Source organism: Geomonas sp. (assembly GCF_056994735.1).
Genome location: NZ_JBXKJL010000107.1, coordinates 20,306 through 44,732, shown reverse-complemented (window position 1 = coordinate 44,732; position 24,427 = coordinate 20,306). Strand labels below are relative to the sequence as shown.

Below are 24,427 nucleotides of genomic sequence, written 5' to 3'. Positions count from 1 at the left end.
TCCAGCGCCTAAACGACGTGAAATCTGGATCCCCGATAAGGGCATTCGGGGATGACAATCTCATAGCGGAAGATTAGGTTGCAGGTTTTCAGGTGAAGGGTTCTCTCAGGTTTTCTCCGTGTCTCCGTGGCTAATGGTTTTGCTTTATGATTCTTTGCTTTGGGGATAAGGCCGTTGGGACGAAAAAAGGCCCGGCTCCTGTGAAGGGGCCGGGCCTGGTTTTCGGGGGATGATGCGATCCTAGTCGACGGACTTCCGGAGGAAGGTCGGAATATCGTACTGGTCCTCGTCGTCCATGAGGAAGTTGCGCTGCCTCATGTGAGTGTCGCGCTGCTGCTTTTCCCTGATGAAGGTCGGGATCTCGCGATTGACCTCGGCCGGCTTGACCATGGTGGAGACGTTCTTCAGCTCGTGGCGCCCCTTGTCGAGGTCGAAGCGGTCGCCGAAGCCGGTGGCGATGGCGGTGATCTTGATGGTCTCGCCGAGGGTCTCGTCGATCACCAGACCGATGATGATGTTGGCGTCCTCGTGCACCTTCTCGTGGATGATCTTGCTGGCGGCGTCGAACTCGTCCATGGTCATGGCTGCGGAGCCGGAGATGTTGACCAGCACGCCCTTGGCGCCGGAGATGTCGATGTCTTCCAGCAGCGGGCTGGAGATGGCCCGGACGGCCGCGTCGATGGCGCGGTTTTCGCCGGAGCCGAGGCCGATACCCATCATGGCCATGCCGCGCTCGCTCATGATGGCCTTGACGTCGGCGAAGTCGACGTTGATCAGACCGGACTGGGTGATCAGGTCGGAGATCCCCTGAACCGCCTGACGCAGCACGTCGTCGGAAGGCTTGAAGGCGTCCAGGATGGACATGGACTTGCCGGCCAGGCCGAGCAGCCTGTCGTTGGGGATCACGATCAGGGAGTCGACGTGCTTCTTGAGCTCCTTGATCCCATCCTCGCCCTTGGCCAGGCGCTGCCTCCCCTCACGGCTGAAGGGCTTGGTCACCACGCCGACGGTCAGGGCTCCCTGCTCCCTGGCCACCTCGGCGATGATCGGAGCGGCGCCGGTGCCGGTGCCGCCGCCCATGCCGGCGGCGATGAAGATCATGTCGGCGCCCTTGAGCGCCTCGGTCAGCTTGTCCTTGTCCTCGAGGGCGGCCTCGCGGCCGACGTTCGGGTTGGCGCCCGCACCAAGACCCTTGGTGAGCTCGGTCCCGATCTGGATCTTGACCGGAGACTTGGAAATCCTCAGCGCCTGGGCGTCCGTGTTCGCCACGATGAAATCGACCCCGGTGATACCGCTCGTCATCATGGTGTTCACGGCATTACCGCCTGAGCCGCCAACGCCAATAACTTTTATCTTCGCACTCTGGTCGATACTTTCATCGAACTGAAACATGAACCCTCCTTAATCGCGCCCCCCGGCGAAAAGTCAAAAAATTAACCGCCTTTATACTACTTTTCATCCTTCATTGGAAGCTGAAAATGCCGCGAAAAGGCTTTTTTTTAGAAGAACTCTCCGAACCATTCCTTCATCCTTCTGCTCACCCGGCGGAAGACCGTATCGTCGCTCTGCTGGGTCGGAAACTCGTGGATCCCGACGTTCTTGCTGCCGTAGACGACGAGGCCCACCCCCGTTGCGTAGACGGGAGAGTTGACCACGTCGATGAGGCCGCCGATCCGCTGCGGGAGGCCGCGGCGGACGGGGAGGTTGAAGATCTGCTCGGCCAGCTCCGGCATCCCCTCGAGGATGGTGCTCCCGCCGGTGATGACCACGCCCGAGGCGATCATGTCCTCGAGCCCGCTCTTGACGATCTCGCGGTTGACCAGGGTGAAGATCTCCTCCACGCGCGGCTCCAGGATCTCGCAGAGGAGCTGGCGGGAGAGGACCCGGGGTTTTCTGCCGCCGACGCTCGGGACCTCGATGGTCTCGTCCTTGCCGACCATGGAGGAGAGGCAGCAGCCGTACTTCTGCTTGATGCGCTCGGCCTCGGCCATCGGCGTCCTGAGGCCCACGGCGATGTCGTTGGTGAGGTGGTTTCCGCCCAGGGAGAGGACCGAGGTGTGCTTGATGGCGCCGTCCACGAAGATGGCGATGTCGGTGGTGCCGCCGCCGATATCGACCAGGGCCACGCCGAGTTCCTTTTCGTCAGCCGAGAGGACCGCCTCGGAGGAGGAGAGTTGCTCGAGGACGATGTCGGCGACTTCGAGGCCGGCACGGTTGCAGGACTTGACGATGTTCTGGGCGCTCGCCACGGCGCCGGTCACGATGTGGACCTTGGCCTCCAGCCGCACGCCGCTCATCCCCAGCGGTTCGCGGATGCCGTCCTGGTCGTCGATGATGAATTCCTGGGGGAGAATGTGGATCACTTCCCGGTCCATCGGGATGGCGATGGCCTTGGCGGCCTCGATGACCCTTTTCACGTCCTCGGGGGAGACCTCGCGGTTCTTGATGGCGATCACGCCCTGCGAGTTGAAGCCTTTGATGTGCCCGCCGGCGATCCCGGCGTAGACCGATTTGATCTCGCAGCCGGCCATCAGTTCCGCCTCCTCGATGGCCTTCTTGATGGCCGAGACGGTGCTCTCGATGTTGATCACCACCCCTTTCCTCAGGCCCTTCGAAGGACTGGTACCGATACCGACGATATCGAGGCCGTCCTCGGTGAGATTGCCCACGATGGCGCAGATCTTGGTGGTGCCGATATCGAGCCCTACGATCAAATTATCCCTTTTGCCGGACATGCTCCCCCCCTTTGACTACACTTTTTTAACTATGATTTTGTCACCGTAATCCAGATCAATATAATCGAGTGCCTGCATCTGCGGCTTCAGGTCGCCGTAGATGCCGGAAAGACGCGCGAGCTTCTCATTGAACCCGCCGTTGCCGAGTTTCACCGGCACCCCACCGAGCATGGTGAAGAGGGTGAACCCGTACCCCTTGTCGTAGTGAATCTCCGAGACGTCCTCGAGGCTGAAGTTCTTTCCCGCCTTCAGGGTGTCGATCAGAGCCAGCGCGTTCTTGAAGGCGTCGCGGCTCCCGGCCGGATCCTTCACCAGGTCCTCCTCGGTTACCCCCGTGATCATCGGGTAATCGAGCCGGTCACCGTCCACCAGCGACTTGAAGAGCTGTCCCTTGGTGTCGACGTAGTACAGGCACCCTACGTTGACGACCGCCTTGGGAGTGCGTTCGGAAAGAGCGATGGAGAGGGTGTGAGGGAAGTAGCGCCGGACCTGGACCTGTTCGATCCAGGGATTTTTGGAAAGCTGCTCCACTACCCCCTTCAGCTTGAGGCCGAGCATCGAGTCGCCGGGCTTGACGCCGGACATGGCGATGACCTCGCTCCTGGTCAGCTTTTTGAGCGGCGAAACCTCTATCGTCTCCAGGCGCAGCAACGTGGTCCGGGAGACCACCCGGTAGGCCTGCAGACCTCCGGCCCCGACGGCAGCGCAGATGGCAGCGGCAGCGATCCCCCTGGAGCCCCAGGTGAGGATGGGGCGCCAGTTGATCGGCTTGCGCTTTTTGGGCGCCTTCTTCACCCTGTTATGGGCTACCTGGCGCTGTTTTTTTGTATGCAGATCGCGCATCCGGACACCGTTAGAGGTCGATGATCAATTACAAGTCAAACACTGGATAACAGCGGCATGGCCGCGAAAAAACATCAGTCCTGCAGGGAGCTACCAAGACGGCAATTACCTGCTGCACGGAACCGGGAGGGAGGTTCTCCCCCCTTGGTCAGATCTTCAGGCTGGCCGCCAGCAGCACCCGCTCCACCAGTTCGTTGAAGCCTATACCGGCGCCCCCCGCGATTTCGGGGAGCAGGCTCAGGCTGGTCATTCCCGGCAGGGTGTTGACCTCCAGGATATAGGATTCGCCGGCGGAGGTGACCAGGAAGTCGACCCTGCTGTAGCAGTCGCAACCGAGCGCCGCATGCGCCTTCTCCCCGGCCTTCAGCACCTCGGCGTAGATCGCCGACGGAAGCCGCGCCGGGAGGATGTGCTCGGCCATCCCCGCCGTGTACTTGGCCTCGAAATCGTAGAACTCGTTCTTGGGGACGATCTCGATGGCGCCCAGGGCCTTCCCGTCCAGGATCCCGACCTGCACCTCGCGCCCCTCGATGAAGCGCTCCACCAGGATCTCCGCGTCGTACTTGAAGGCTTCGTCGAGGGCCGCGGCCATCTGGGTCTGCTCCTTCACGATGCTTACGCCGACCGAAGAGCCTTCCTGCGAAGGCTTGACCACCACCGGAAGGGGGTGCGCAAGGCTAATGGGTCCACCGCGGCGCAGCACCTGGTAGGGAGCCACCATCAGGCCGGCGGAGGCGAAGACTATCTTGGAGAAAACCTTGTTGATGGCAAGGGCGCTGGCGAGGACGCCGGAGCCGGTATAGGGGATGCCCATCATCTCCAGGAGGCCCTGCACCGATCCGTCTTCGCCGAAGCGACCGTGGAGCGCGATGAAGGCAACCTGCACGCCTTCCGCGGACAGCCTCTGCGCCAGGTCGCGCCCGACATCGATGCCGACCGCGTCGTACCCCTGCGAGGTCAGGGCAGCAAGCACAGCCGCGCCGCTGTTGAGGGAAACCTCCCGCTCCGCGGAAAGCCCGCCCATCAAGACCCCGATCCTCTTCCCCTTCAGCTCCTCAACCGTCATGTCAAAAGTCCTTTCCCGATTTCCCTTGAACTCCCCCTGCCTTGTTAAGGTCCAACCTCCCCCCTTGTCAAAGGGGGGTCGGGGGGGATTTGCCTTTCTCCGCCACCAAAGTAGCCGCCGTCGCCGTTCTTTAGCCTTCCCCGACGATCCTGACTTCCTCCTCCAGTTCCACCCCGGAGGAGGCCTCGACTCTCACCTTGACCAAGGCCGCCAGTGCCAGAAAATCGGTCGCCGTGGCGCCTCCCTTGTTGACCAGGAAGTTGGTGTGCACCTCGGAGACCTGGGCGCCGCCCACGCATACCCCGCGCAGCCCCGCCTCGTCGATCAACTGCCATGCCTGGCGCCCCGGAGGATTCTTGAAGAACGAGCCGGCGCTCGGGAACCCCACCCTCTGCGACTTCCCCCGGGCGGTAAGGTAACCGGCCATCCGGTCCTCGATCAGGCGCCGCTCGGTCGGCTCCATGCGCAACGTCGCCGAGACCACTATTTCCCCCGGCTGCAGTTTGAGGTAGCGGTAGCCGTACTCCAGCTCGCACCCTTTCCGCACCACCAGCTCTCCGTCCCGAAGGGTCGTCAGGGTTTCCACCCGCTGCAAGGTCTCCGATCCGTGGGCCCCGGCGTTCATGGCTACCGCTCCGCCGAAAGTTCCGGGTATGCCGCAGAGGAACTCGACTCCGCCCAGGCAGTTCTCCGCCGCGATCCTGCAGAGCATCGGGTTCAGCACCCCGGCCCCAACCTCGAGCCTCGCCGCCGCTAACGGCTTCAGGCTGTCGAGTCCCCGCAGCGAAATCACGCAACCCCTGATGCCGCCGTCACGGACCAGCAGGTTGTAGCCGCCGCCTACGACCAGGCAGGGGATGCTTCCGACCTTCAGGTTTGCCAGGGCATCCTGCAGGTCGGCAAGGTCGGCGGGCTCGATGAAGAGGTCGGCTGGACCTCCCACCCTGAGCCCGGTATGCTGCGCCATCGGCTCATCCCACTTCACCTGCCCGCGCAGCCCGGCTGCGACCTTCTCCAGGCCCTGGCGCTGCAAGCTACTGATCCCCCGCCGCGGAGAGCCGCTCCAGCATGGTCTCCCCGACCTGCCAGACGTTCCCGGCCCCGAGGGTCAGCAGGATATCGCCCGGCTGCAGCACGTGCTGCAGGTGCTGGCAAAGGTTCTCTCGGTCGGCAATCCAGCTGACCTCCCTGTGGCCGTGCCTGCGGATCCGTCCCGCCAGTGCCTCCGCGGTGACCCCCTCGATCGGCTCCTCGCCGGCCGGGTAGATGTCGGTCAGGATGAGAACGTCCGCGTCGTGGAAGGCTTTGACGAAGTCCTCGAAGAGTTCCTTAGTCCGGGTGTAGCGATGGGGTTGGAAGACCACCACGAGTCTTCTGTCCCATCCAGCCTTGGCCGCGGCCAGGGTGGCCCGTATCTCGGTCGGGTGATGACCGTAGTCGTCGACCACCATGATGCCGTTGGCGCCACCCTTCATCTGGAAGCGGCGCCCCACCCCGCCGAAGCTGGCGAAGCCTTCGCGGATGGTTTCGAACGGGATATCCAGCTCCATGGCCACAGCGACCGCGGCCAGCGCGTTGAGGACGTTGTGGGCGCCGGGCATGGTGAAGGTGATTTCCCCCAGCCGGACCCCCTTATGGTGCGCCACGAAACTTGTGGTGAAGCCGGAGAGCTTGATATCGGTGGCCCGGTAGTCGGCCTGGGCCGAGAGGCCGTAGCTGGTAAAGCGCTTCTTCACCCGCGGCAGGATGTCCGACACGTTGCCGTTGTCCAGGCAGAGAACGGCCAGTCCATAGAAAGGAATCTTGTTGATGAACTCGACGAAGGTGTCCTTGATCTCCTCGATGCCGCTGTAGAAATCGAGGTGGTCAGCGTCGATGTTGGTCACCACCGCGATGGTCGGCGAGAGGAGGAGGAACGAGCCGTCCGACTCGTCCGCCTCGGCCACCAGGAACTGCCCCTGCCCTAGCTTCGCGTTGGTACCCAGAGAGTTGAGCCTGCCGCCGATGACGATGGTCGGGTCGATGCCCCCCTTGGAGAGGAGGGTCGCGACCATCGAAGTCGTGGTGGTCTTACCGTGGGTGCCGGCAACCGCGATGCCGTACTTCATGCGCATCAGCTCGGCCAGCATCTCCGCCCTGGGGATTACCGGGATCAGGTGCTCGTGCGCCTCTATGACCTCGGGGTTGTCTTCATGAACCGCGCTGGAGATGACCACGACGCTGGCATGCTTGACGTTTTCCCTGGCGTGGCCGAAGAAGATCTCCCCGCCGAGGGCCGCCAGCCGCTCCGTGATTTCCGATCCGCGCAGGTCGGAACCCGAAACCTTGTATCCCAGGTTCAGGAGCACCTCGGCGATCCCGCTCATCCCTATGCCGCCGATCCCGACGAAATGTATTTTCTCTATCTTTCCGTACATAAGCTCCCTTCGGCCCTGCAATCTCGCCCCCTTGCGAAGAGGGTTCTCTTTTTTCCCTGTCGAGGAGCCACGTCGTCCTCATCTTCTGCGGGCCCAACGTGGTTCTCTATGTTCCCTGTCGGAGGAGCCCAACGTCCTCATGTCAAAGCACCCTGACGTCCCCCCCTTGTCAAAGGGGGGACAGGGGGGATTTGCCTTAGCTCTTCGTAACCTTCTCCACCATGGCAGCCACAATGGCCTGCGCCGCGTCCAGCTGCGCGAGACTCCTGGCATGCCTCTCGATCTCCTCGATCTTCTCCGGCTCCTCGATCAGCGAAAGGATCTCCGCCGCCAGCCGCTCTCCGGTCAGGTCGTCCTCCGTGATCATCAGGCCGGCCCCCCTGTTCAGGAGCGATTCGGCGTTCTTCCTCTGGTGGTCGTCCGCCGCGTACGGGTAAGGGATGAAGATGCAAGCCTTGCCGCAGGCGGTGATCTCGGCGATGGTGGTGGCACCGGCACGGCAGATGACCAGGTCGGCGGTACCGTAGGCCGCGGACATGTTGTCGATGAAGGGCGTCACCTGCGCCCGGAAACCCCGAGCCTGATACCCCTGCCTTACCTGCTCGACGTCCTTCTCGCCCGTCTGGTGCGTGATGTGTAACCTGTGCTTGACGCTCTCCAGGTGGGGCAGCGCCTCGATCAGCGCGGTGTTGATCCGGTGCGCCCCCGCGCTCCCACCGAAGACCAGCAGGCTGAAGCCGCCACCTGCGCTGGGGGTCCGCTCGTGGAAGCTCCAGAGGATCTCCTTGCGGATCGGGTTGCCGGTCATCAGGGTGATCTTCCTGTTGAAGAACCCCTCCGCTTCCGGCATGGAGATGAAGACTCCGTCCACGATGCGCCCGAGGACCTTGTTGGTGATCCCGGGGACCGCGTTTTGCTCATGAATGAAGCGGGTGATCCCCATCCCGCGCGCAGCCAGCACCAGCGGCGCCGAGGCATAACCGCCGACCCCCAGAACCAGGTCGGGCTTGAACTCTTTCAGGATCTTCCGCGATTGTGAATAGCCGTAAATGAGACGGCCGGCGCTCATCAACTTTCTGGCGGTCCCCATTCCCTTCATGCCGCTGGCCGAAATCGTTGCCAGCTTGTAGCCGAGCTTGGGGAGGAGGCGCGCCTCGATGCCGTTTCTGGTGCCGACGAAAAGGACCTCGTTCTCCGGCGCCCTGGCCAGGAACTCCTCGGCCACCGCAATACCGGGAAAGAGGTGACCACCGGTCCCGCCCCCTGCGATGATCAGCCTCATTGCGCCCCCTTCATCTTGGTCGATACGTTCAAAAGTACTCCAATCGCGCAGAGCGTGATGATGAGGGAGCTGCCGCCATAGCTCAGGAAGGGGAGAGCCAATCCCTTGGTCGGCAGCATGCCGGTGACGACCGCCATGTTGATGAATGCCTCGAGTCCGATCAGGACGGCGATCCCGAAAGCCAGGAAGCGACCGAAGTTGTCCTCGGCGGCGATGGCCACCCGGATGCTCCTCTGCACCAGCAACAGGAACATCGAGGCGATGACCACTACACCGATGAACCCCAATTCCTCGCCGCAGACCGAGAGGATGAAGTCGGTGTGCGCCTCCGGCAGGTAGAAGAGCTTCTGCTTGCCCTCTCCCAGCCCCTGGCCGAAGATGCCGCCTGTGCCAAGGGCCAGCCAGGACTGGATGATCTGGAAGCCGGCGTCGGTCGGGTCCTGCCACGGGTCGAGGAAGGCCGTGATGCGCCTCATGCGGTACGCCTCGGTGAAGACCAGGTAGCAGACACCCGGCAGGGCCACCAGCCCCATCCCCAGGATGTACTGGACCCTGGTCCCGGCGGCGAAGAGCATGACGATGGCGACCGTCCCCATGGTCATGGCGGCTCCCATGTCATGCTGCTTCAGAAGGACCGCGATGAAGACCCCCAGGATCAGCAGGTACGGAAAAAAACCCGCCGCGAACTGCTTGAGTTTCTCCTGCCTCTTGTCCAGCGAGTAGGCCATGTAGATGATCAGCGCAACCTTGGCCAGCTCCGAGGGCTGGAAGTTGAAGCCCGGCAGCCTGATCCAGCGCGACGCCCCCTTGGCGGTCCCGCCGATCCCCGGCACGAAGACCAGCAGCAGGAGGAAGAAGCAGGTGAAGAAGAGGGGGACCGCCACCCTTTTCCAGAGGTGGTAGTCGACCTGCATGGCCACGGCCATGCAGGTGAAACCGACCAGCGCGTAGAGGGACTGCCTTTTCAGAAAGTAGAACCCGTCATGGAACTTCTTGGCCGCCATGACTGAAGAGGCGGAGTAGACCATGACGACGCCGAAGCAGGTGAGGATCACCGCCATCATTAAGACGATGATGTCGAACCCTTCGACACGCTTCACGCCCCCTCCTTGGGTGCCAGTGACCTGACCGCGGCCTTGAAACGCTCCGCCCGCTCCGCATAATCCTTGAACATGTCAAAGCTCGAGCAGGCGGGGGAGAAGAGCACCACCCCACCCGGCTCGGTCAGCCGATGGGCCAGCGCCACCGCTTCCTCGAGGGTCTCGGTCTCGTGAGTGTCGGTGAGGGATCCCAGGGCCTCCTTCATCCGGGCCTTGGCTTCTCCGATCAGAACCAGGTGGCTGACCCTGTCCGACACCAGCTGCGCCAGGGGCTCGTACGAGCCACCCTTGTCCTTCCCTCCGGCGATCAACGTGATGCCGGAGTCGAAGCTTTCCAGCGACTTGACCACACTCCCCACGTTGGTGCCCTTGCTGTCCTCGTACCAGGCGACGCCGCCGATCTCGGCCACGAACTCCATGCGGTGCGGCAGGCCTTTGAAGGCCTTGACCGCGGCATAGGCGCAGTCGCCGTCGCAGCGCATCAGCAGGGTTGCGGCCAGGCTGGCCATGATGTTGTCGAGGTTGTGCACCCCCTTGAGGAGGAAACCCTCGGTCCCGAAGGAGAGCACCTTGCCGTTGTGGGAGAAGGTGATGAATCCGTCACGGCAGCTGATGCCCTCTTCCAGCTCGCGCAGGCGGCTCATCGGGAAGACCTTGGCCTTGATCTTCTCCTTTTCGGCGCAGGCTGCGACCAGCGGGTCGTCTATGTTGAGGACTGCGTAGTCGTCGGCGGTCTGGTTCTCGAAGATGCGCAGCTTGGCGTCGATGTACTCCTGGAAGCTGTGGTAGCGGTCGAGGTGGTCCTCGGTCAGGTTAAGGAGCACCGCCACGTGCGGCCGGAAGCTTTCCACCCCTTCGAGCTGGAAGGAGGAGAGCTCGACCACCACCCGGTCGACCTCCTCGCCGCTGATGGCCAGCTCGATCAGGGGGTTGCCGATGTTGCCGCCGACGAAGGTGTTGTACCCGCAGGCGCCGAAGATCTCGCCGGTCAGGGTGGTAGTGGTGGTCTTGCCGTTGGTGCCGGTGATGGCGACCATGGGGGCCTTGATGAACCAGGAGGCAAGCTCGACCTCGCTCACCACGCGCCGCTTCTGCGAGCGGGCCATTTCCAGCGGCTTGATGTCCATGGGGACGCCGGGGCTCACCACGATCAGGTCCGCCATCAGGAAGGAGAAGGGGACGTGACGCCCGAGTTCGAAATCGATCTCCAGGTCGGAGAGCTCTGCCAGGGTATCGGCCAGGGCCTCCTCATCGCGCATGTCGGTGACGGTGACCTGGGCGCCGGCGTTGACCAGGAAGCGTGCCACGGCGACCCCGGTGCGGGCCAGACCTACCACCAATATTTTCTTACCTGCTAATTCCATTGTTACCTTTCCTGATTCCGATTCCCTTTCGCGTCCTCCCCCTCCAGCGGGGAGGGTGGAGTGCGAAGGAGAGGGGGCTGTATCCAACTCAGGCAGTCTGGGTTGAAAAAAACGGCACCCATACTACCTGAAAAAAAACCTGCCCGGGGTGAGAAATCGCTAAGAGTGCGAACTTTTTTCCGTCTTCCCCGTCAGCGCATCTTCAGCGTGGAGATGGCCACCAGCGCCAGGATGATGGTGATGATCCAGAACCTGACGATGATCTTCGGCTCCGCCACGCCCTTCAGCTCGAAGTGGTGATGGATCGGCGCCATCCTGAAAATCCGCTTGCCGCGATACTTGTAGGAGCCGACCTGGAATATGACCGAGAGCGCCTCCACCACGAAGACCCCGCCCACGATCACCAGGAGTATCTCCTGCTTGGTAAGGACCGCCAAGGTCCCGAGCCCGCCGCCCAGGGAGAGTGAGCCGACATCGCCCATGAAGACCTCTGCCGGATAGGAGTTGTACCAGAGAAAGCCGAGGCCGGCGCCGACCAGTGCCCCGCAAAGGACGGCGAGCTCGCCGGCTCCGGGAACGTACGGGATCTGCAGGTAGGCGGAGAGTTTCGCATTGCCCGCGATATAGCAGAAGAGCATGTAGGTCGCGGCGTTGATCGCGACCGGACCGATGGCCAGGCCGTCCAGGCCGTCGGTGAGGTTGACGGCGTTGCTGGCGCCTACGATGACCAGGGTCACGAACGGGATGAAGAGGAGTCCCATCTCCGGATGCACCCGCTTGAAGAACGGGAGGAAGAGCTCGGTCGAGAAGCCGGGGAGGTTGTAGAGGAAGATCCCGACGCCACCGGCGAGCAGCACCTGCCAGAACATCTTCTGGCGCGGCGAGAGCCCCTTCGGGTTCTTCTCCACCACCTTCTTGTAATCGTCGGCAAAGCCCAGCAGGCCGTAGCCGACGATAATGAAGAGCGTCAGCCAGATGAAGACGTTCTTCAGGTCGGCCCAGAGCAGCGTCGGGAGCACGATGCAGACCAGGATCAGCACCCCGCCCATGGTCGGCGTTCCCTGCTTCTTCAGGTGGGACTCCGGGCCGTCGGTGCGGATCACCTGGCGGGCCTGGAGCTTCTCCAGCCTCCGGATCACCCACGGCCCGACGATGAAGGAAAGGACCAGCGCCGTGATCATCGCATAGATGGTCCTGAAGGTCAGGTATTTGAATACGTTGAAGAGCTTGTAGCTCGAGGCGAGAGGAAAGAGGAAATGGTACAGCATCAGTTATGTCCCCCCTTCACCAGGGTCGGAAGCGCTGCCCGCACCGCCTGGGCCACCCGCTCCATTCTCATGCCGCGCGACCCCTTGAAGAGGACGCAGTCGCCGGGCTTGAGCCAGCTCAGCAGTTCGCGCGAGATCTCCTCGTGATCGCTGGCCACCAGCAGATCTTCCGCGGAAAGCCCGCCCTCGGCCGCCCCTTTGGCGACCTCATTAGCCATATCTCCCAGGACGTAGAGGCGTTCTATGCATCCCGCCGCCAGCCGGCCCAGTTCACGGTGGGCCTCCTCGGTCCCCGCCCCCAGTTCCAGCATGTCGCCCAGGACCGCGACCCCCCGCCCGTCCCGGCAGAGTTCCTTCAGGGTGCTGAGCGCCGCCGCCATCGATGCCGGGTTGGCGTTATAGCTATCGTCAATCAGGATCACACCCCCCACCTCTTCCAGCTGGAAGCGCTTGTCATAAGGCCTGAATTCCTCGAGCCCCTGGCGGATCACCTCGCCGGGAACACCCATCGCGTGCGCGGCCGCGGCCGCCGCCAGGGCGTTGTAGATGTTGTGCCGGCCAAAGGCATGAAGGTGTATCGGCTGCTCCTCGTGGGGCAAGCGCAGCACGAAGCTCTCTCCCGTCTTCCCCAGGCTCTTGATCGAGGCGCTGCTCACCTCGGCACCGCGGAGCCCGAAGGTGAGGCGAGTGACGTTGAGGCGGGTGGGGCATCTGGCGATCAGAGGGTCGTCGACGTTGTACACCGCGTAGCTCCCCTGCTTGAGGCGCAGGAAGAGCTCCCCCTTGGCCTTGGCCACCCCTTCCACGCTCCCCAGGGTCTCGAGATGGGCCGGGAAGGCGTTGGTGATGATGCCGACGTCGGGGTCGGCAATCTCTGCCAACCGGTCGATTTCGCCGAAGGCGCTCATGCCGAGTTCCACCACGGCCCACCTCTCGCGTCCGGTCAACCTCAGCAAGGTCAGCGGAAGGCCGATCAGGTTGTTGAGGTTCCCCTCCGTCTTCAGGCCCGGTCCGGTCTGGGTCAGGATGCCGGCCAGCATCTCCTTGGTGGTGGTCTTGCCGTTACTGCCGGTCACCGCCACCACCTTGATCTGGAAACGGTGACGGTGCCACCGGGCAAGATCGCCCAGCGCCTTCAGTGTGTCCGGGACCACTACCGCCGATGTCCCGGCCGGAAGTTCATGGGCCCCGGCCCAGTTGCTATCGACCACGAAGAGAGCTACACCCTTCTGCGCGGCGGCGGCAACGAAATCATGGCCATCGAAGCGGTCCCCCCTGAGGGCTACGAAAAGCTGGCCTGGGGCGACCTGCCGTGAGTCGGTGGAAACGCCGGCGGCATGAGCCCCCGGGTCTCCCGACATCGTGCCGCCGGTCGCCTCGGCTATCTCCTTCAGGGTGAACATCGCGATTTGTCCTCTATTGACTCTTGGCGCCTGCGGCGCCGAACCCTTACTCAAACTCTCACCTGCCGTGTGGTCTATTTCTCAACTACTGGACGAATATTTTCTCTCCCCTTTGTAAAAGGGGGCGGGGGGATTTCTTGCGCCCGTTCCAGATACCGCTTTCCAAAGGGGGCGTCTTGTCCTTAGCCCCTCAACTTGAGCGCTTCGGCCGCCTCTTCCCGGTCGTCGAAGTGGTGCTTCTCGGTCCCCACGATCTGGTAATCCTCGTGCCCCTTTCCTGCCAGAAGCACGATATCGCCGGGCCCGGCGGCCTTGATCGCCACCCGGACCGCGTCGTGCCTCGATTCGATGGCGGCGTATCCCTTCTCGCTGAAGCCTTCTGCCAGTTCCTCCGCGCTGTACTCCCGCAGATTGAGCGGAAGGACCCCGGCCCGGACGTCCTCCAGTATGGCGAAGGGGTCCTCGGTGCGGGGGTTGTCGGAGGTGATGATGGCGAGGTCGCTGTAACGTGCGGCGATCTCCCCCATAACCGGTCGCTTGCCCTTGTCGCGGTCGCCGCCGCAGCCGAAGATGGTGATGATCCGGTTGGTCTTCAGCTCCGAGACCGTGGCCAGCACGTTCTCGAGAGCGTCTCCGGTGTGGGCGTAATCGACCAGCACCGTGATCCCCTTGTCGTTCGCCACCCGCTCCAGCCGCCCCGGGACCTTCTTGTGCCCCTCGATCCCTTCCCTGATGGCCGAATCCGGCAGGCCCAGGGCCAGCCCGGTACCGACCGCTGCCAGGATGTTGTAGAGATTGAAGCGCCCCAGGAGATCCGACGAGAGCGAGAGCTCGCCCCGCGGAGTATTGAGACGGCAGCAGATCCCGTGCACCGAGAACTCGACCTCGGCCACCTTCAGGTCCGCCTCCCCCTCCACCGCGTAGGTCAGGACCGGTGCGGCCGCGCCCTCCGCGATCCTCTTGCCGTAGGCGTCGTCGACATTGACCACCGCGTGCCGGGTCGGCTTGACCGCGTCGGGAGCGAGGAGCTCGGTGAAGAGCCTCATCTTGCTGCCGAAGTACGACTCCATGTCGTGGTGGTAGTCGAGATGATCGCGGGTCAGGTTGGTGAAGACCGAGACATCGAAGATGCAGCCGTCAGCCCGGTGCTGCTCGAGGCTGTGCGAGGATACCTCCATCACCACGCCGCGCGCCCCCAGGTCGACCAGTTCCCGCAGCGTCCGCTGCAGGTCCACGGACTCGGGGGTGGTGTTCGGGGCGGGAATCTCGGTCTCGCCGAAGCGGTAGCTGATGGTTCCCAGCACCGCGCTGGGGATGCCTGCCCGCTCGAGGATCCCCTCGATCAGGTAGGTGGTGGTGGTCTTCCCGTTGGTTCCGGTGATCCCTATGGTGGGGATGCCCGCGGTCGGGTCGCCGTAGAAGCGGGCGGCCAAAAGCGACATGGCGAGCCTGGCATCGGGGACCTCGACCAGGGTGACCCCCGCAACGGCGCAAGGGCGGTCCGCAACGACGGCGACCGCCCCACCCTTTACCGCGGCGTCCACAAAGACGGCGCCGTCGACCTTTACTCCCCGCAGCGCGAAAAAGAGCCCACCGGGCTTCACCTGCCGCGAATCGTAATAGAGTCCCTCTATCTCGAGATCGCTGTCGCCGGTGACCCGGGCCCCTTCAAGGCACCCCAGAAGTTCCGCGAGTTTCATGATTCCCCCATCGCACTCATGCCGCAGGCACGAACCTGACCCAGACCTCTTCCTGGGTATTGATCGGGCTCCCCGGCGCCGGGTGCTGCTCTACCGCCCTCCCGCTTCCCTGCAATTTGACATTGAGGCCGCGCTTCTCCATGATCCGCAGCACCTGCCGCATGCTCATCCCCCGGAAATTCGGCATCGCCCCGGCATCGCTTCCCTCGACGATGCCCCCCTCGGCGGCCTGCGGCTCCGGCTTCGGTGCGGCCTTCGCCTCCACCGGCTCCGGTCTCTTCTTCGTGCTCTTCCCGGGCGGCACCTTCAGGTAACAAAGGGCCTGCTGGGCGATGGCGCTGAAGGCCGGGGCCGCCACCACCCCGCCGTAGGGGCTGGTCGTCGGTTCGTCAACCACGACCAGGATGGTGAGCCTGGGCTTCTCCAGCGGCACGAAGCCTACGAAGGACGCGGTGCGCTTGCGGGCGGAGTAGCCGCGGGTGGCGGCATCGACCTTCTGGGCGGTGCCGGTCTTCCCCGCCACGCGGTAGCCGTCGACCGCCGCGCTCGTTCCGGTTCCACCCTCGTCTACAACACCTTCCAGCATCTGCGCCACGGTTTTGGCCGTCTGCTCGGAGATCACCCGTTTCCTGACCTGCGGCCCGAACTGCTTCAGCACGTCTCCGTCATCATCGGTGATCCGCTCCACCAGGTACGGCTTCATCAGGTTCCCGCCGTTGGCCACCGCCGAGACCGCGGTGGTGATCTGCAGCGCCGTCGCGGTCACCCCCTGCCCGAAGGAGATGGTGGCCAGGTCGATGGGGTACCACTTCGATTGCGGCCGGAGCATCCCTCCCGCCTCTCCCGGCAGATCGACATCGCTCTTCTCGCCGAAGCCGAAACCGGTCAGCGCCGCGTACAGCCTCTCGGAACCGAGCCGGGTCCCTATCTTGGCGGCCCCGATGTTGCTCGAGTACTTCAGTATCTGCGGTACGCTCAGGGACGCGTACGGGTGCGTATCGTGTATGGTCCTGCCGGAGTAGCTGTAGCTGCCGTTCTCGCAGTTGAAGAAGTCTCCGGCCCGGATCACATGGCTGTCGAGTGCCGAGGCCACCAGGAATATCTTGAAAGTGGACCCCGGCTCGAAGCTGTCGGAGATGGCGCGGTTTCTCAGGTCTCCTGGCCCGTACTTGAAGTAGCTGTTCGGGTTGAAGGTCGGGTAGTTGGCCATGGCCAGCACCCGCCCGGTATCCGGCTCCATCACGATGGCGATGCCCGCCTTGGCCCCGTTCTTCTCGACCGCCTTGGCCAGTTCCTTCTCGGTGATGTACTGGATGTTCTTGTCCAGGGTGAGCACGACGTTGCTCCCCTTGGATCCGGCCTTCCCCTCGCTCCCCTTCTTCAGGTCGATGTCGCGCCCGAGGGCGTCTCGCTCCGTGACCAGGAACCCGGTGTTTCCGAGGATCACCGGGTCGTACTTCTTTTCCACCCCCTCGAGCCCGCCGGGATCGACACCGGTAAAGCCTACCACATGAGCGGCTACCTCGGAGTTGGGATAGAATCGTTTGCTCTCCTTGACGAAGCCGATACCATCCAGCTCCAGGTCCCGGACCTTCCTGGCCTGCTCGGGAGGCATCCTGCGGGCCAGCCAGACGAAGTTGCGGCTGGCCTTGAGCTTGGCCGCCAGCTCCGGTTCGCTGTAACCGAGCAGCGGGGCCAGCTTCGCCGCAGCCTCGGGAATGCTCTCCAGGTTGCGGGTCTCGGCGTAGCAGGAGTCCATCTCGATGGATACGGCCAGCGGCGCGTTGTTGCGGTCGTAGATCGCCCCCCTCCCCGGGGTGAGCGGCACGATCCTTTGATGCTGCTTTTCAGCCAGCTTGACCAGCCGGTCCTTCTGGAACACCTGCAGGTACAGGGCCCGCCCGGCGGTCAGCACGAATACGATGACGAACAGCAGGGCCACAAAGCGCATCCGCACCCTGGCCCATTTCTCCCGGCTTTCAATCACTTGATAACAACCACCTGCTGGTCCGTCGGAAGCGCCATTCCGAGTTCACCCTTGGCGACCGCCTCGATCCTGGCGGGTGTCTTGAGTGAGGCGACCTCAACCCTCAGCCGCTTGTTCTCCTGCTGCTCTTCCTTCACCTGCCGGGCGGCCTCCGATATCCTCAGGTTCAGGTCGACGACCTCAACCCGCGACCAGACGTGAAAAACCGAGACCAGCGTCAGGAGCACCATGACTCCCGTCAGATACGGAAAGCTGACCAAGTTTTCGCGAGCAACTGCGCCGACTCCAGCCGGTGCGGCAACCTTGCCGTAAGCAACCTTGCTCTGTGCCATGATGAAACCCCTCTAGATTATCTTTTCCACTACCCGAAGCTTCGCGCTGCGGGCCCGCGGGTTGCCCGCCACTTCTTCTTCCTTCGCGCGCAGCGGCTTCCCGGTAACCACCTTGCACTGCGGGACCTTTCCGCAGACGCAGATGGGCAAATTTTTGGGACAGCTGCAGCCGGTGGCGGCCGCGCGGAAGCTCTCCTTGACGATCCGGTCCTCCAGGGAGTGGAAGGAGATCACCGCACCACGCCCCCCCTTGCGCAGCAGCTTGAGCAGGTCGGCGAGCCCGTCCTCCAGGCTCTTCAGCTCCTCGTTCACCGCGATCCGCAGGGCCTGGAAGGTCCTGGTTGCCGGGTGCAGGCGCTCCTCCCATTTCGCCTTGGGGATGGCGCCCTTCACGATATCGACCAGTTCCAGCGTGGTCTCGATGGCGCGCTCTTCCCTGGCCTTGACGATGAAGGAGGCGACCCTCTTGGCCCAGCGCTCCTCTCCGTACTCCGAGATGATCCTGAAGAGCTCGGCCTCGGGCAGCTCATTGACCAGGTCGGCCGCGCTCGGGCCGCTGCTCCTGTCCATGCGCATGTCCAGGGGCGCGTCGTTCATGAAGCTGAAGCCCCGCTCCTCCCGGTCCAGCTGGTGAGAGGAGACGCCCAGGTCGAGGATGAAGCCGTCGATCTCTTTGACGCCGATCTCCGAGAGGGTCTCGGCGATGCGGGCGAAGTTCCTCTGGAAGAGCCTGGCGCGATCGCCAAAGGAGGCGAGCCTCTGACCTGCGGCCGCTATCGCTTCGGCATCCCGATCGAAGCCGATCAGCACCCCGTCGGGTGCGCTGGCGGTAAGGATGAGCCCGGCATGCCCCGCGCCCCCCAGGGTGCCGTCGACGTAGATCCCGCCCGGGCGGGGCGAGAGCGCCTCCAGCACCTCGCCGGGCATGACCGATATGTGGTGGAAGTCCTCCATCTAGAGCCCCAGCCCGGCAAGGGCGGCCGAGTCGACGGGGAAGTTCTGCTCGTCCTGCTCGCAGACCTTGGCCCAGACGGCCTGGCTGTATATGTCGACCTTGTTCTGCATGCCCACGAAATGGATTTCGCGCTCCAGCTGGGCGGTCTTCCTCAGGTCGCTCGGCACCAGCACGCGGCCGAGCTTGTCGGCGGTGCATTCCACGGCCGGAACCAGTATGGTGCGCTTGACGGCGGCCAGCTCGGCGATGCTGAGCCCCAGGCCGCTGCCGTCCTTGAGTCTTTCTTCGAGGGCGAGGAAATCGTTGTAGGGGTAGATGGCCAGGCCGTAGCAGACCTGGCCGCCGGCGAGGCGGACGGGACTCGACTTGGTGAGGAAAAAGCGCTCGTCGCCATAGGAGTCGAGCAGAACCTCGCGAAATTTCGCGGGAATACTGGTGCGCCCCTTGGCGTCGATCGTCGTATCGAACTTTCCTCTGAACATCTTTTCTCCGGCACCGATTGCCACTTTATACCACTTTATACCACTTTCCGCTGGAACTATACGGGAGGGCAAGAGTGATGTCAAGGCAAAATTATCCGCAGAAAGGGAATTTTTTGGAGATTTTCCAAGGGTTTAACGAGCGTTACCAGGGGAGCGGCAGGCAGTGGTAAATAGGACAGTTATTTCGGGATGTTAAAAACGTCAAATCGGGAAAAGCCTTGCAGCGGGGAAAGTGGAGGTTGGGACGGGAAGGAAGATTCTGCATGGGCAACTTTGCGGTTTGCTACCCCTCTCTCACCCCTCAGGGGCAGGGGTGAGGGAGGGCGCAAAAAGGTTTGTGGCACCCCGTAGCTAGGCTCCCGGTGTCACTACTTCTTTCGGTCGAAGAGGGAGACGACATTCCCCCCCTTCTTGGAACCGCCCTTGCTGACCGGCGCCAGCGGCTTGGTCGGGGGCTCGGGTGAAACGACCTTCTCCAGCATGATCGGCGTCTCCCCCATGGTGAAGGGGGCGCCGTTGACCTGGCTTTCGTCCAGGATCCAGGTGTAGATCTGCAGCGGAACGGTGAGCACCAGCAGCTTCACTTTCCACCATCCGGGCTTCACGTCGGGAGTGATGTCCTCGATCCTGGCGTAGAAGGCGGGCTTATTATCGATATGTGCAAGCACGAGGTCGTGAATGGTGGCCATCTACTTCGTCCTCCGAGTGGTATTGATCATATATGTCAAGGCGTGCCCTTCAAAAGGGCGCCGTCAATCGCCCTGTCGCGGAAGATCGAGCGCAGCTCCGCGTAGTTGAGCCTCAGTTCCCGCTCCAGCCGGTAGAAGCGCGAGACCTCGTCCGGCGAGAGGCGGTCCTCGATCACCTCGCAGTTGAAGGTGATGCAGTTGAACGGCCGGTGCCCCGGCGGCATCAGGCACCCCGCCTCGCCCAGGTAGGGACAGAGGCCGTTATCGAAAAGAGGCGTGAAGAGCGGCTTTCCGGCCACCAGGTAGGCCAGCAGATCGACCGGGGTGAAGTGGTACTTACCCTTGACGCAGCAGGCCCCGCCACAGGAGGCGCAATGCGTGGAAGCATCCACCCTCGCCGCCAGCTCCTGCATGGCTTCCTTGCGCGCCATCAGCGACGAGCAGAGAGCCCGCACCTTTTCGCGCGCGGATTCGTCAACAAGCTCATAAGCCCGCGTAACGCGCCGGACCTCGTCATGCCACTGCTTTTCAAGGCTCATCGAAGCCCATAACCTCATCCCGCCGCGGCACAAAAAAAGCCATACAGGCATCAACAGCGGCCTGCATGGCAAGACATCCTGCCAGCGCAGCGGCGACTCTTTTCAATCTCTGAAGATGTACGGAGGGGGAACCCGGCAGCACCGTCCCTGCATTGTTTGAACTCCCCCTCGCTGAAGGGGGCCGCGGATTCGTACTTCTCCCGTCTTCCCTCCCCGATTACCGGAAGGGAGGACAGGAGGAGACGGGGTAAAAAATTGGCCGAAGCAGCCCGTAAGCCGGGTTCTGTTCCCGCAGCCGGTTACCCGGATGCGGGCGATGGTCATTCATCTAGGAGCGCCGTTGCCGGCGGCCTCAAGCAACCAACCCGGAAGCACGGACGGGCCGTCCTTAACGCTTCCCTATTTGGTCTTGCTCCTGGTGGGGTTTACCTGGCATCCGGCGTCACCGCCGGACCCGGTGAGCTCTTACCTCACCCTTTCACCCTTACCTGCCTTCGCTAAAGCTTCGGCAGGCGAGCCTGTTTCGACTATAGCTTTGGCGGGCGGACTTCTCTCTGTGGCACTTTCCCTGGGGTCACCCCCGCTGGACGTTATCCAGCACCATGCCCTGTGGAGCCCGGACTTTCCTCCCCCCGTGAGGGCGGCGGCCATCTGGTCTGCTTCGACCAAAACCTTCATATCCCCTCCCGCCCGCGCGCCGTAGCGCTTCAGGGCGCAGGCCCGTCGAGGGGGGGGATCGATCTCTAGCCTTCGATCTCCTGGCGCATGATCAGGATGCGCTGGCAGTGCGGGCAGGTGATCACGTCGTCGGCGCGGAAGAGGGTGTTGTAGAGCTGCGGCGGCAGGTGCATGTTGCACCCCATGCAGTTCCCTTCCCTGGCCTCGACGACGGCCACGCCCCTTCTCTGGTCGCGCAGCTTGCTGTAGCGCTTCATCACCGAGGCGGAGAGGACCTTCACGGTCTCCTCACGGGTGGCAACGTCCGCCGCGATACCGGATTCCAGCGCATCGACCTTACCCTGCAGCTCGGCCTGCTGGGTTGCCACGTTCTCCTCGAGCTCGTGGAGATCGGACTCTTTCTTGGCGATATCGGCGTTGATCTCCTCGATCGAGTTGATCTTCTGCAGGATCTGATCCTCCAGCTCGGCGATCATCTTCTTCGCGGTGGAGATTTCCTTGGAAACCGCCTGATATTCCTTCTGGGTCTTGATCTCCTTGAGATGAGACTCGGAACGGGCGATATTCTCGCTCTCGGTGGCGAGGTTCGCATCAAGGGCGGCCTTTTCCTCGCCGAGGGCCTCGACTTCTTCGCGGCGTGTGGCAATCTTCTCCCGCGCCTCGACCAGCTTGGCTTCCAGGGCCTGCGATGCATCCAGCAGCTGCCCTTTCTCGTTGTCCAGACCGTCAATCCTCAGGTCGATCTCCTGCAACTCGTATAACGACTTCAGCTTGTTACGCAAAATCTGCCTCCCCAAACGACTCTTAGTATGAAAATAAGAGCGGCCTTACATGAAGCTGAAAGGATCCCGCTCTCCCTGGTACTCGATAACTTCTGTTTCCAGCCTCTTTGCTTCCAGTGCACCTTTCAGGGCGGCGGAAAGCCCCCTGACCATCGGGACTTCGGTAGCGAAGTGCCCTGCATCGACAATGGCCAGGCCGAGCGACTCGGCCTCCCGCGCTTCATGATACTTCACGTCTCCAGTCACCAGCAGATCCGCCCCCTTACGTACCGCTTCATGAAGGAGCGAGGCTCCGCTGCCGCCGCAAATAGCTATTTTCTTCACCCGCCGTCCCGGCTCACCGACCAGTCGCACCCCGGCCGCGCCGAGGGCTCCTTTCACGACCTGAGCGTACTCTCCCGCAGTGGTCGGCTCCGGGAGCACACCCAGCCTTCCAAGCCCGCGGGACTCGCCACGGTTGAGGACGGGGTAGATGTCGAAGGCCGGCTCCTCGTAAGGGTGGGCGTTTTTCAACGCCGCCACGGCCGGAGTCAGCCGCTCCTTCGGGAGGAGGAACTCCAGACGGCTCTCTTTCTCCTGGTGCAGCACCCCGACCGTCCCGACGAAGGGCCGGGCTCCCTCCAGCGCCCTGAACCTTCCCACTCCGTCTCCCTGGAAGGAGCAATCCCGGTAGTTCCCCATGGGGGCCATCCAGGGCGAAAGCGCGTCGAGCAGCTTCTCCTCGTATCCGTGCGGGACAAAAGTCGCCATCTTCAGGAACTCATCAGACCCGGTGACCCTGAGGGGTACGGTTTCCTGAAGGCCGAGAAGCTCCGCCAGCAGGTCGTTCACTCCACCTTGGGCAATATCGTAGTTGGTGTGCAGCGAGATGATGGAGAGGTCGTTCTTGATGGCGATTATGGCCAGGCGGCCGGTTTCGTCGGTGGTGGAGATCTTTTTCAGCGGGGTGAAGATGAAGGGGTGGTGTGTGACCAGCAGCTGGCACTGTCTCTGGATCGCGGCCTCGACGGCGGGTGCGCCCGGGTCGAGGGCCACCATGATCCGCGAGACCTGGCGAACGGGGTCGCCGAGCTGCAGCCCCACATTGTCCCAGGATTCGGCAAAGCCCGAAGGAGCAATTTTGTTAGTAATTCCGAGTATATCTGAAACTCTTGGAGTTATCATCGCGCACAAAAGAAAAAGAGTGCAACCGCTTGGTGTGCACTCTTTCTCTCCACTTTACGTGTATTCTTTCGTCTGACCAGGTGCTTTAAGGGCATCCCCACATCATCCTAATTGTTGAGGGTGGTGGGCCCACCAGGACTCGAACCTGGGACCGACCGGTTATGAGCCGGTAGCTCTAACCAACTGAGCTATAGGCCCGAAAAGCGAAATTTAACTATAGGTTAAAAGGCACATGCTGTCAAGGGACAATTTTAATGACAAGCCGGGAGCCGGTCATCACATGATTATCCCGCACTCCGGGCAATTCCGCACCCTCGCCCCGTGTCATGGGCTCTCAATACATCTCGTACTTGAGGAGTCTGCACTCGATGGGGCCGTTGTACAGCACGATCCTCCTCGCCGCCTTCAGCCCCACCGACTTGGCCAGCTGCAGGTTGCCGGTGAAGAGATAGGCGGTGTACCCCTTGCAGCGCTGTTTGAGGACGTCGCCGACCTCCTTGTACAGCGGCTTCAGGGCCTCTTCCTCGCCAAGCCTCTTGCCGTACGGAGGATTGAGGACCATCACGCCCGGCCCGGGCGGCGGGATGAGCTCGCCCATGGCACCGCGCTCCAGCCTAATCAGCTCACCTACCCCGGCCCGCCGCGCGTTCTGGTGAGCCATGGCGATGGCGGAATGAGAGATGTCCGAACCGAGCACCGGGGCCGGAAGGGAGGAGAGCATCCCTCCGCGAGCCTCGGCCACCAGATGCTCCCACAGGCTGCGATCGAACCCGGGCCAGCGTTGGAACCCGAAACCGTCACGCAAGAGCCCGGGCGGGATCTTCAGGGCCTTCAGCGCCGCCTCGATGGCGATGGTCCCGGTGCCGCACATGGGATCGACGAAGGGGACGCTGCCATCCCAGCCGGAAAGCTCGACCAGTGCCGCGGCCAGGTTCTCCTTGAGCGGGGCCTCGTGCCTGTCCAGCCGGTACCCCCGGCGGTCGAGCGGCATCCCGGAGGTATCGAGGCTTACGGTGCAGCGGTTCCTGAAGAGCCTCACGTTGACCCGCACATCGGGGTCCTTGGTGTCGACGTTGGGCCGGCTTCCGAAGCGGTCGCGCAGCACGTCGACGATGGCATCCTTGCTTTTCAGCGCCACGAAGCCTGAGTGGGTGAGGGCCGAGTCCCTGAGGTTGCAATCGACGGCCAGGGTCAGGGCCGGGGTCAGGTACTCGTGCCAGGCACCCGTCCGCACTCCCTGGTAGAGCTCTTCCGGGGTCTCACAGGCGAATTCCGCCACGGGCATCAGGACGCGGCTGGCGGTGCGCAGCCAGAGGTTGGCGCGGTAGGCGGCTTCCATGCCGCCGCTGAAACGAACCCCTCCGCCTTCGGCGGTGACGTCGGAAGCGCCCAGCGCCGACAGTTCGGCGGCCAGGACCTCTTCCACCCCCTTGGCGGTGGTCGCGAAGAAATGCTGCTGTGTCATTAAAAACTCCGGGATAGACAGAATGTTGATTATTGGGAGAGCCATCCCCGCCGCGACCGCGTGCGTACCGTTCGCGCCCGGAAGGGCGCTCCTACGGTCATGGGCCGGCCGGGAAGAGGGCCGGGGGAAGTTGAAGATGTGCCGACTGCTTCACTCATGAGAACTATACACTTTCC

The 24,427-nt window shown here is 62.9% G+C and carries 21 protein-coding genes, 1 tRNA gene and 1 other RNA gene; all 23 read right to left on the bottom strand.

Features of this window, described 5'->3' with window-relative positions; all coding sequences use genetic code 11:
• Window positions 1-240: 240 nt before the first annotated feature.
• Window positions 241-1,392, bottom strand: coding sequence for a cell division protein FtsZ (ftsZ, locus tag AC11W3_RS05250; RefSeq protein WP_484092593.1), 1,152 nt, complete (start codon window positions 1,390-1,392; stop codon window positions 241-243).
• Between the two features lie 107 nt (window positions 1,393-1,499).
• Complete coding sequence (gene ftsA, locus AC11W3_RS05245) at window positions 1,500-2,735, bottom strand: cell division protein FtsA (protein WP_484089544.1); 1,236 nt, start codon at window positions 2,733-2,735, stop codon at window positions 1,500-1,502.
• Between the two features lie 15 nt (window positions 2,736-2,750).
• Window positions 2,751-3,578: a cell division protein FtsQ/DivIB gene (locus AC11W3_RS05240; RefSeq protein ID WP_484089543.1), complete on the bottom strand. Its 828-nt coding sequence runs from the start codon at window positions 3,576-3,578 to the stop codon at window positions 2,751-2,753.
• 148 nt (window positions 3,579-3,726) lie between these two features.
• Window positions 3,727-4,644: a D-alanine--D-alanine ligase gene (locus AC11W3_RS05235; RefSeq protein ID WP_484089542.1), complete on the bottom strand. Its 918-nt coding sequence runs from the start codon at window positions 4,642-4,644 to the stop codon at window positions 3,727-3,729.
• 130 nt (window positions 4,645-4,774) lie between these two features.
• Entirely contained in the window at window positions 4,775-5,677 is a 903-nt protein-coding gene (murB, locus tag AC11W3_RS05230) for a UDP-N-acetylmuramate dehydrogenase (RefSeq protein WP_484089541.1), read from the bottom strand.
• Between the two features lies 1 nt (window position 5,678).
• Complete coding sequence (murC, locus tag AC11W3_RS05225; protein WP_484089540.1) at window positions 5,679-7,061, bottom strand: UDP-N-acetylmuramate--L-alanine ligase; 1,383 nt, start codon at window positions 7,059-7,061, stop codon at window positions 5,679-5,681.
• A gap of 196 nt (window positions 7,062-7,257) precedes the next feature.
• A complete protein-coding gene (gene murG, locus AC11W3_RS05220) occupies window positions 7,258-8,343 on the bottom strand; it encodes an undecaprenyldiphospho-muramoylpentapeptide beta-N-acetylglucosaminyltransferase (RefSeq protein ID WP_484089539.1) in 1,086 nt (361 codons plus the stop codon).
• Window positions 8,340-9,407, bottom strand: a complete 1,068-nt coding sequence (gene ftsW / locus AC11W3_RS05215) for a putative lipid II flippase FtsW (protein ID WP_484089547.1) — start codon at window positions 9,405-9,407, stop codon at window positions 8,340-8,342. Before ftsW ends, murG begins: the two co-directional genes overlap by 4 nt.
• Window positions 9,408-9,439: 32 nt before the next feature.
• Window positions 9,440-10,807 carry a UDP-N-acetylmuramoyl-L-alanine--D-glutamate ligase gene (murD, locus tag AC11W3_RS05210; protein ID WP_484089538.1) on the bottom strand — a complete coding sequence of 456 codons (1,368 nt, stop codon included), beginning with the start codon at window positions 10,805-10,807 and terminating at the stop codon, window positions 9,440-9,442.
• Window positions 10,808-10,998: 191 nt separating this feature from the next.
• A complete protein-coding gene (gene mraY / locus AC11W3_RS05205) occupies window positions 10,999-12,075 on the bottom strand; it encodes a phospho-N-acetylmuramoyl-pentapeptide-transferase (protein ID WP_484089537.1) in 1,077 nt (358 codons plus the stop codon).
• On the bottom strand, window positions 12,075-13,478 hold the full coding sequence (locus AC11W3_RS05200) for a UDP-N-acetylmuramoyl-tripeptide--D-alanyl-D-alanine ligase (protein ID WP_484089536.1): 1,404 nt from the start codon (window positions 13,476-13,478) through the stop codon (window positions 12,075-12,077). The genes mraY and AC11W3_RS05200 overlap by 1 nt, the downstream gene beginning before the upstream one ends.
• 182 nt (window positions 13,479-13,660) lie before the next feature.
• The gene (locus AC11W3_RS05195; RefSeq protein ID WP_484089535.1) at window positions 13,661-15,178 is read right to left on the bottom strand and encodes a UDP-N-acetylmuramoyl-L-alanyl-D-glutamate--2,6-diaminopimelate ligase; all 1,518 of its coding nucleotides are present in this window, start codon (window positions 15,176-15,178) and stop codon (window positions 13,661-13,663) included.
• 16 nt (window positions 15,179-15,194) lie between these two features.
• The gene (locus AC11W3_RS05190; protein WP_484089534.1) at window positions 15,195-17,165 is read right to left on the bottom strand and encodes a penicillin-binding protein; all 1,971 of its coding nucleotides are present in this window, start codon (window positions 17,163-17,165) and stop codon (window positions 15,195-15,197) included.
• Complete coding sequence (ftsL, locus tag AC11W3_RS05185; RefSeq protein ID WP_484089533.1) at window positions 17,162-17,497, bottom strand: cell division protein FtsL; 336 nt, start codon at window positions 17,495-17,497, stop codon at window positions 17,162-17,164. Before ftsL ends, AC11W3_RS05190 begins: the two co-directional genes overlap by 4 nt.
• A gap of 12 nt (window positions 17,498-17,509) precedes the next feature.
• On the bottom strand, window positions 17,510-18,451 hold the full coding sequence (rsmH, locus tag AC11W3_RS05180; RefSeq protein ID WP_484089532.1) for a 16S rRNA (cytosine(1402)-N(4))-methyltransferase RsmH: 942 nt from the start codon (window positions 18,449-18,451) through the stop codon (window positions 17,510-17,512).
• On the bottom strand, window positions 18,452-18,934 hold the full coding sequence (mraZ, locus tag AC11W3_RS05175) for a division/cell wall cluster transcriptional repressor MraZ (protein WP_484089531.1): 483 nt from the start codon (window positions 18,932-18,934) through the stop codon (window positions 18,452-18,454). It abuts the gene before it with no gap.
• Window positions 18,935-19,302: 368 nt separating this feature from the next.
• Window positions 19,303-19,623: a hypothetical protein gene (locus tag AC11W3_RS05170; RefSeq protein ID WP_484089530.1), complete on the bottom strand. Its 321-nt coding sequence runs from the start codon at window positions 19,621-19,623 to the stop codon at window positions 19,303-19,305.
• A gap of 35 nt (window positions 19,624-19,658) precedes the next feature.
• Window positions 19,659-20,162: a hypothetical protein gene (locus tag AC11W3_RS05165; protein WP_484089529.1), complete on the bottom strand. Its 504-nt coding sequence runs from the start codon at window positions 20,160-20,162 to the stop codon at window positions 19,659-19,661.
• 257 nt (window positions 20,163-20,419) lie between these two features.
• An RNA gene (rnpB, locus tag AC11W3_RS05160) (RNase P RNA component class A) lies at window positions 20,420-20,825 on the bottom strand.
• 80 nt (window positions 20,826-20,905) lie between these two features.
• Window positions 20,906-21,622, bottom strand: a complete 717-nt coding sequence (locus tag AC11W3_RS05155; protein WP_484089528.1) for a zinc ribbon domain-containing protein — start codon at window positions 21,620-21,622, stop codon at window positions 20,906-20,908.
• 45 nt (window positions 21,623-21,667) lie between these two features.
• Window positions 21,668-22,786 (bottom strand): Nif3-like dinuclear metal center hexameric protein, encoded by a 1,119-nt coding sequence (locus tag AC11W3_RS05150; RefSeq protein ID WP_484089527.1) that lies wholly within the window; start codon window positions 22,784-22,786, stop codon window positions 21,668-21,670.
• Between the two features lie 121 nt (window positions 22,787-22,907).
• A tRNA-Ile gene (locus tag AC11W3_RS05145) sits at window positions 22,908-22,984 on the bottom strand.
• 136 nt (window positions 22,985-23,120) lie between these two features.
• Complete coding sequence (locus AC11W3_RS05140) at window positions 23,121-24,251, bottom strand: THUMP domain-containing class I SAM-dependent RNA methyltransferase (RefSeq protein ID WP_484089526.1); 1,131 nt, start codon at window positions 24,249-24,251, stop codon at window positions 23,121-23,123.
• Window positions 24,252-24,427 lie beyond the last annotated feature (176 nt).

Coding starts and splice junctions, on each gene's coding strand:
- ftsZ (WP_484092593.1), bottom strand. CDS start 1,392: ATGTTTCAGTTCGATGAAAGTATCGACCAGAGTGCGAAGATAAAAGTT.
- ftsW (WP_484089547.1), bottom strand. CDS start 9,407: ATGATGGCGGTGATCCTCACCTGCTTCGGCGTCGTCATGGTCTACTCC.
- AC11W3_RS05170 (WP_484089530.1), bottom strand. CDS start 19,623: ATGGCCACCATTCACGACCTCGTGCTTGCACATATCGATAATAAGCCC.
- murG (WP_484089539.1), bottom strand. CDS start 8,343: ATGAGGCTGATCATCGCAGGGGGCGGGACCGGTGGTCACCTCTTTCCC.
- ftsA (WP_484089544.1), bottom strand. CDS start 2,735: ATGTCCGGCAAAAGGGATAATTTGATCGTAGGGCTCGATATCGGCACC.
- AC11W3_RS05240 (WP_484089543.1), bottom strand. CDS start 3,578: ATGCGCGATCTGCATACAAAAAAACAGCGCCAGGTAGCCCATAACAGG.
- AC11W3_RS05235 (WP_484089542.1), bottom strand. CDS start 4,644: ATGACGGTTGAGGAGCTGAAGGGGAAGAGGATCGGGGTCTTGATGGGC.
- murC (WP_484089540.1), bottom strand. CDS start 7,061: ATGTACGGAAAGATAGAGAAAATACATTTCGTCGGGATCGGCGGCATA.
- rsmH (WP_484089532.1), bottom strand. CDS start 18,451: ATGGAGGACTTCCACCACATATCGGTCATGCCCGGCGAGGTGCTGGAG.
- murD (WP_484089538.1), bottom strand. CDS start 10,807: ATGGAATTAGCAGGTAAGAAAATATTGGTGGTAGGTCTGGCCCGCACC.
- ftsL (WP_484089533.1), bottom strand. CDS start 17,497: ATGGCACAGAGCAAGGTTGCTTACGGCAAGGTTGCCGCACCGGCTGGA.
- AC11W3_RS05165 (WP_484089529.1), bottom strand. CDS start 20,162: ATGAGCCTTGAAAAGCAGTGGCATGACGAGGTCCGGCGCGTTACGCGG.
- mraY (WP_484089537.1), bottom strand. CDS start 12,075: ATGCTGTACCATTTCCTCTTTCCTCTCGCCTCGAGCTACAAGCTCTTC.
- AC11W3_RS05195 (WP_484089535.1), bottom strand. CDS start 15,178: ATGAAACTCGCGGAACTTCTGGGGTGCCTTGAAGGGGCCCGGGTCACC.
- AC11W3_RS05150 (WP_484089527.1), bottom strand. CDS start 22,786: ATGATAACTCCAAGAGTTTCAGATATACTCGGAATTACTAACAAAATT.
- AC11W3_RS05200 (WP_484089536.1), bottom strand. CDS start 13,478: ATGTTCACCCTGAAGGAGATAGCCGAGGCGACCGGCGGCACGATGTCG.
- AC11W3_RS05140 (WP_484089526.1), bottom strand. CDS start 24,251: ATGACACAGCAGCATTTCTTCGCGACCACCGCCAAGGGGGTGGAAGAG.
- mraZ (WP_484089531.1), bottom strand. CDS start 18,934: ATGTTCAGAGGAAAGTTCGATACGACGATCGACGCCAAGGGGCGCACC.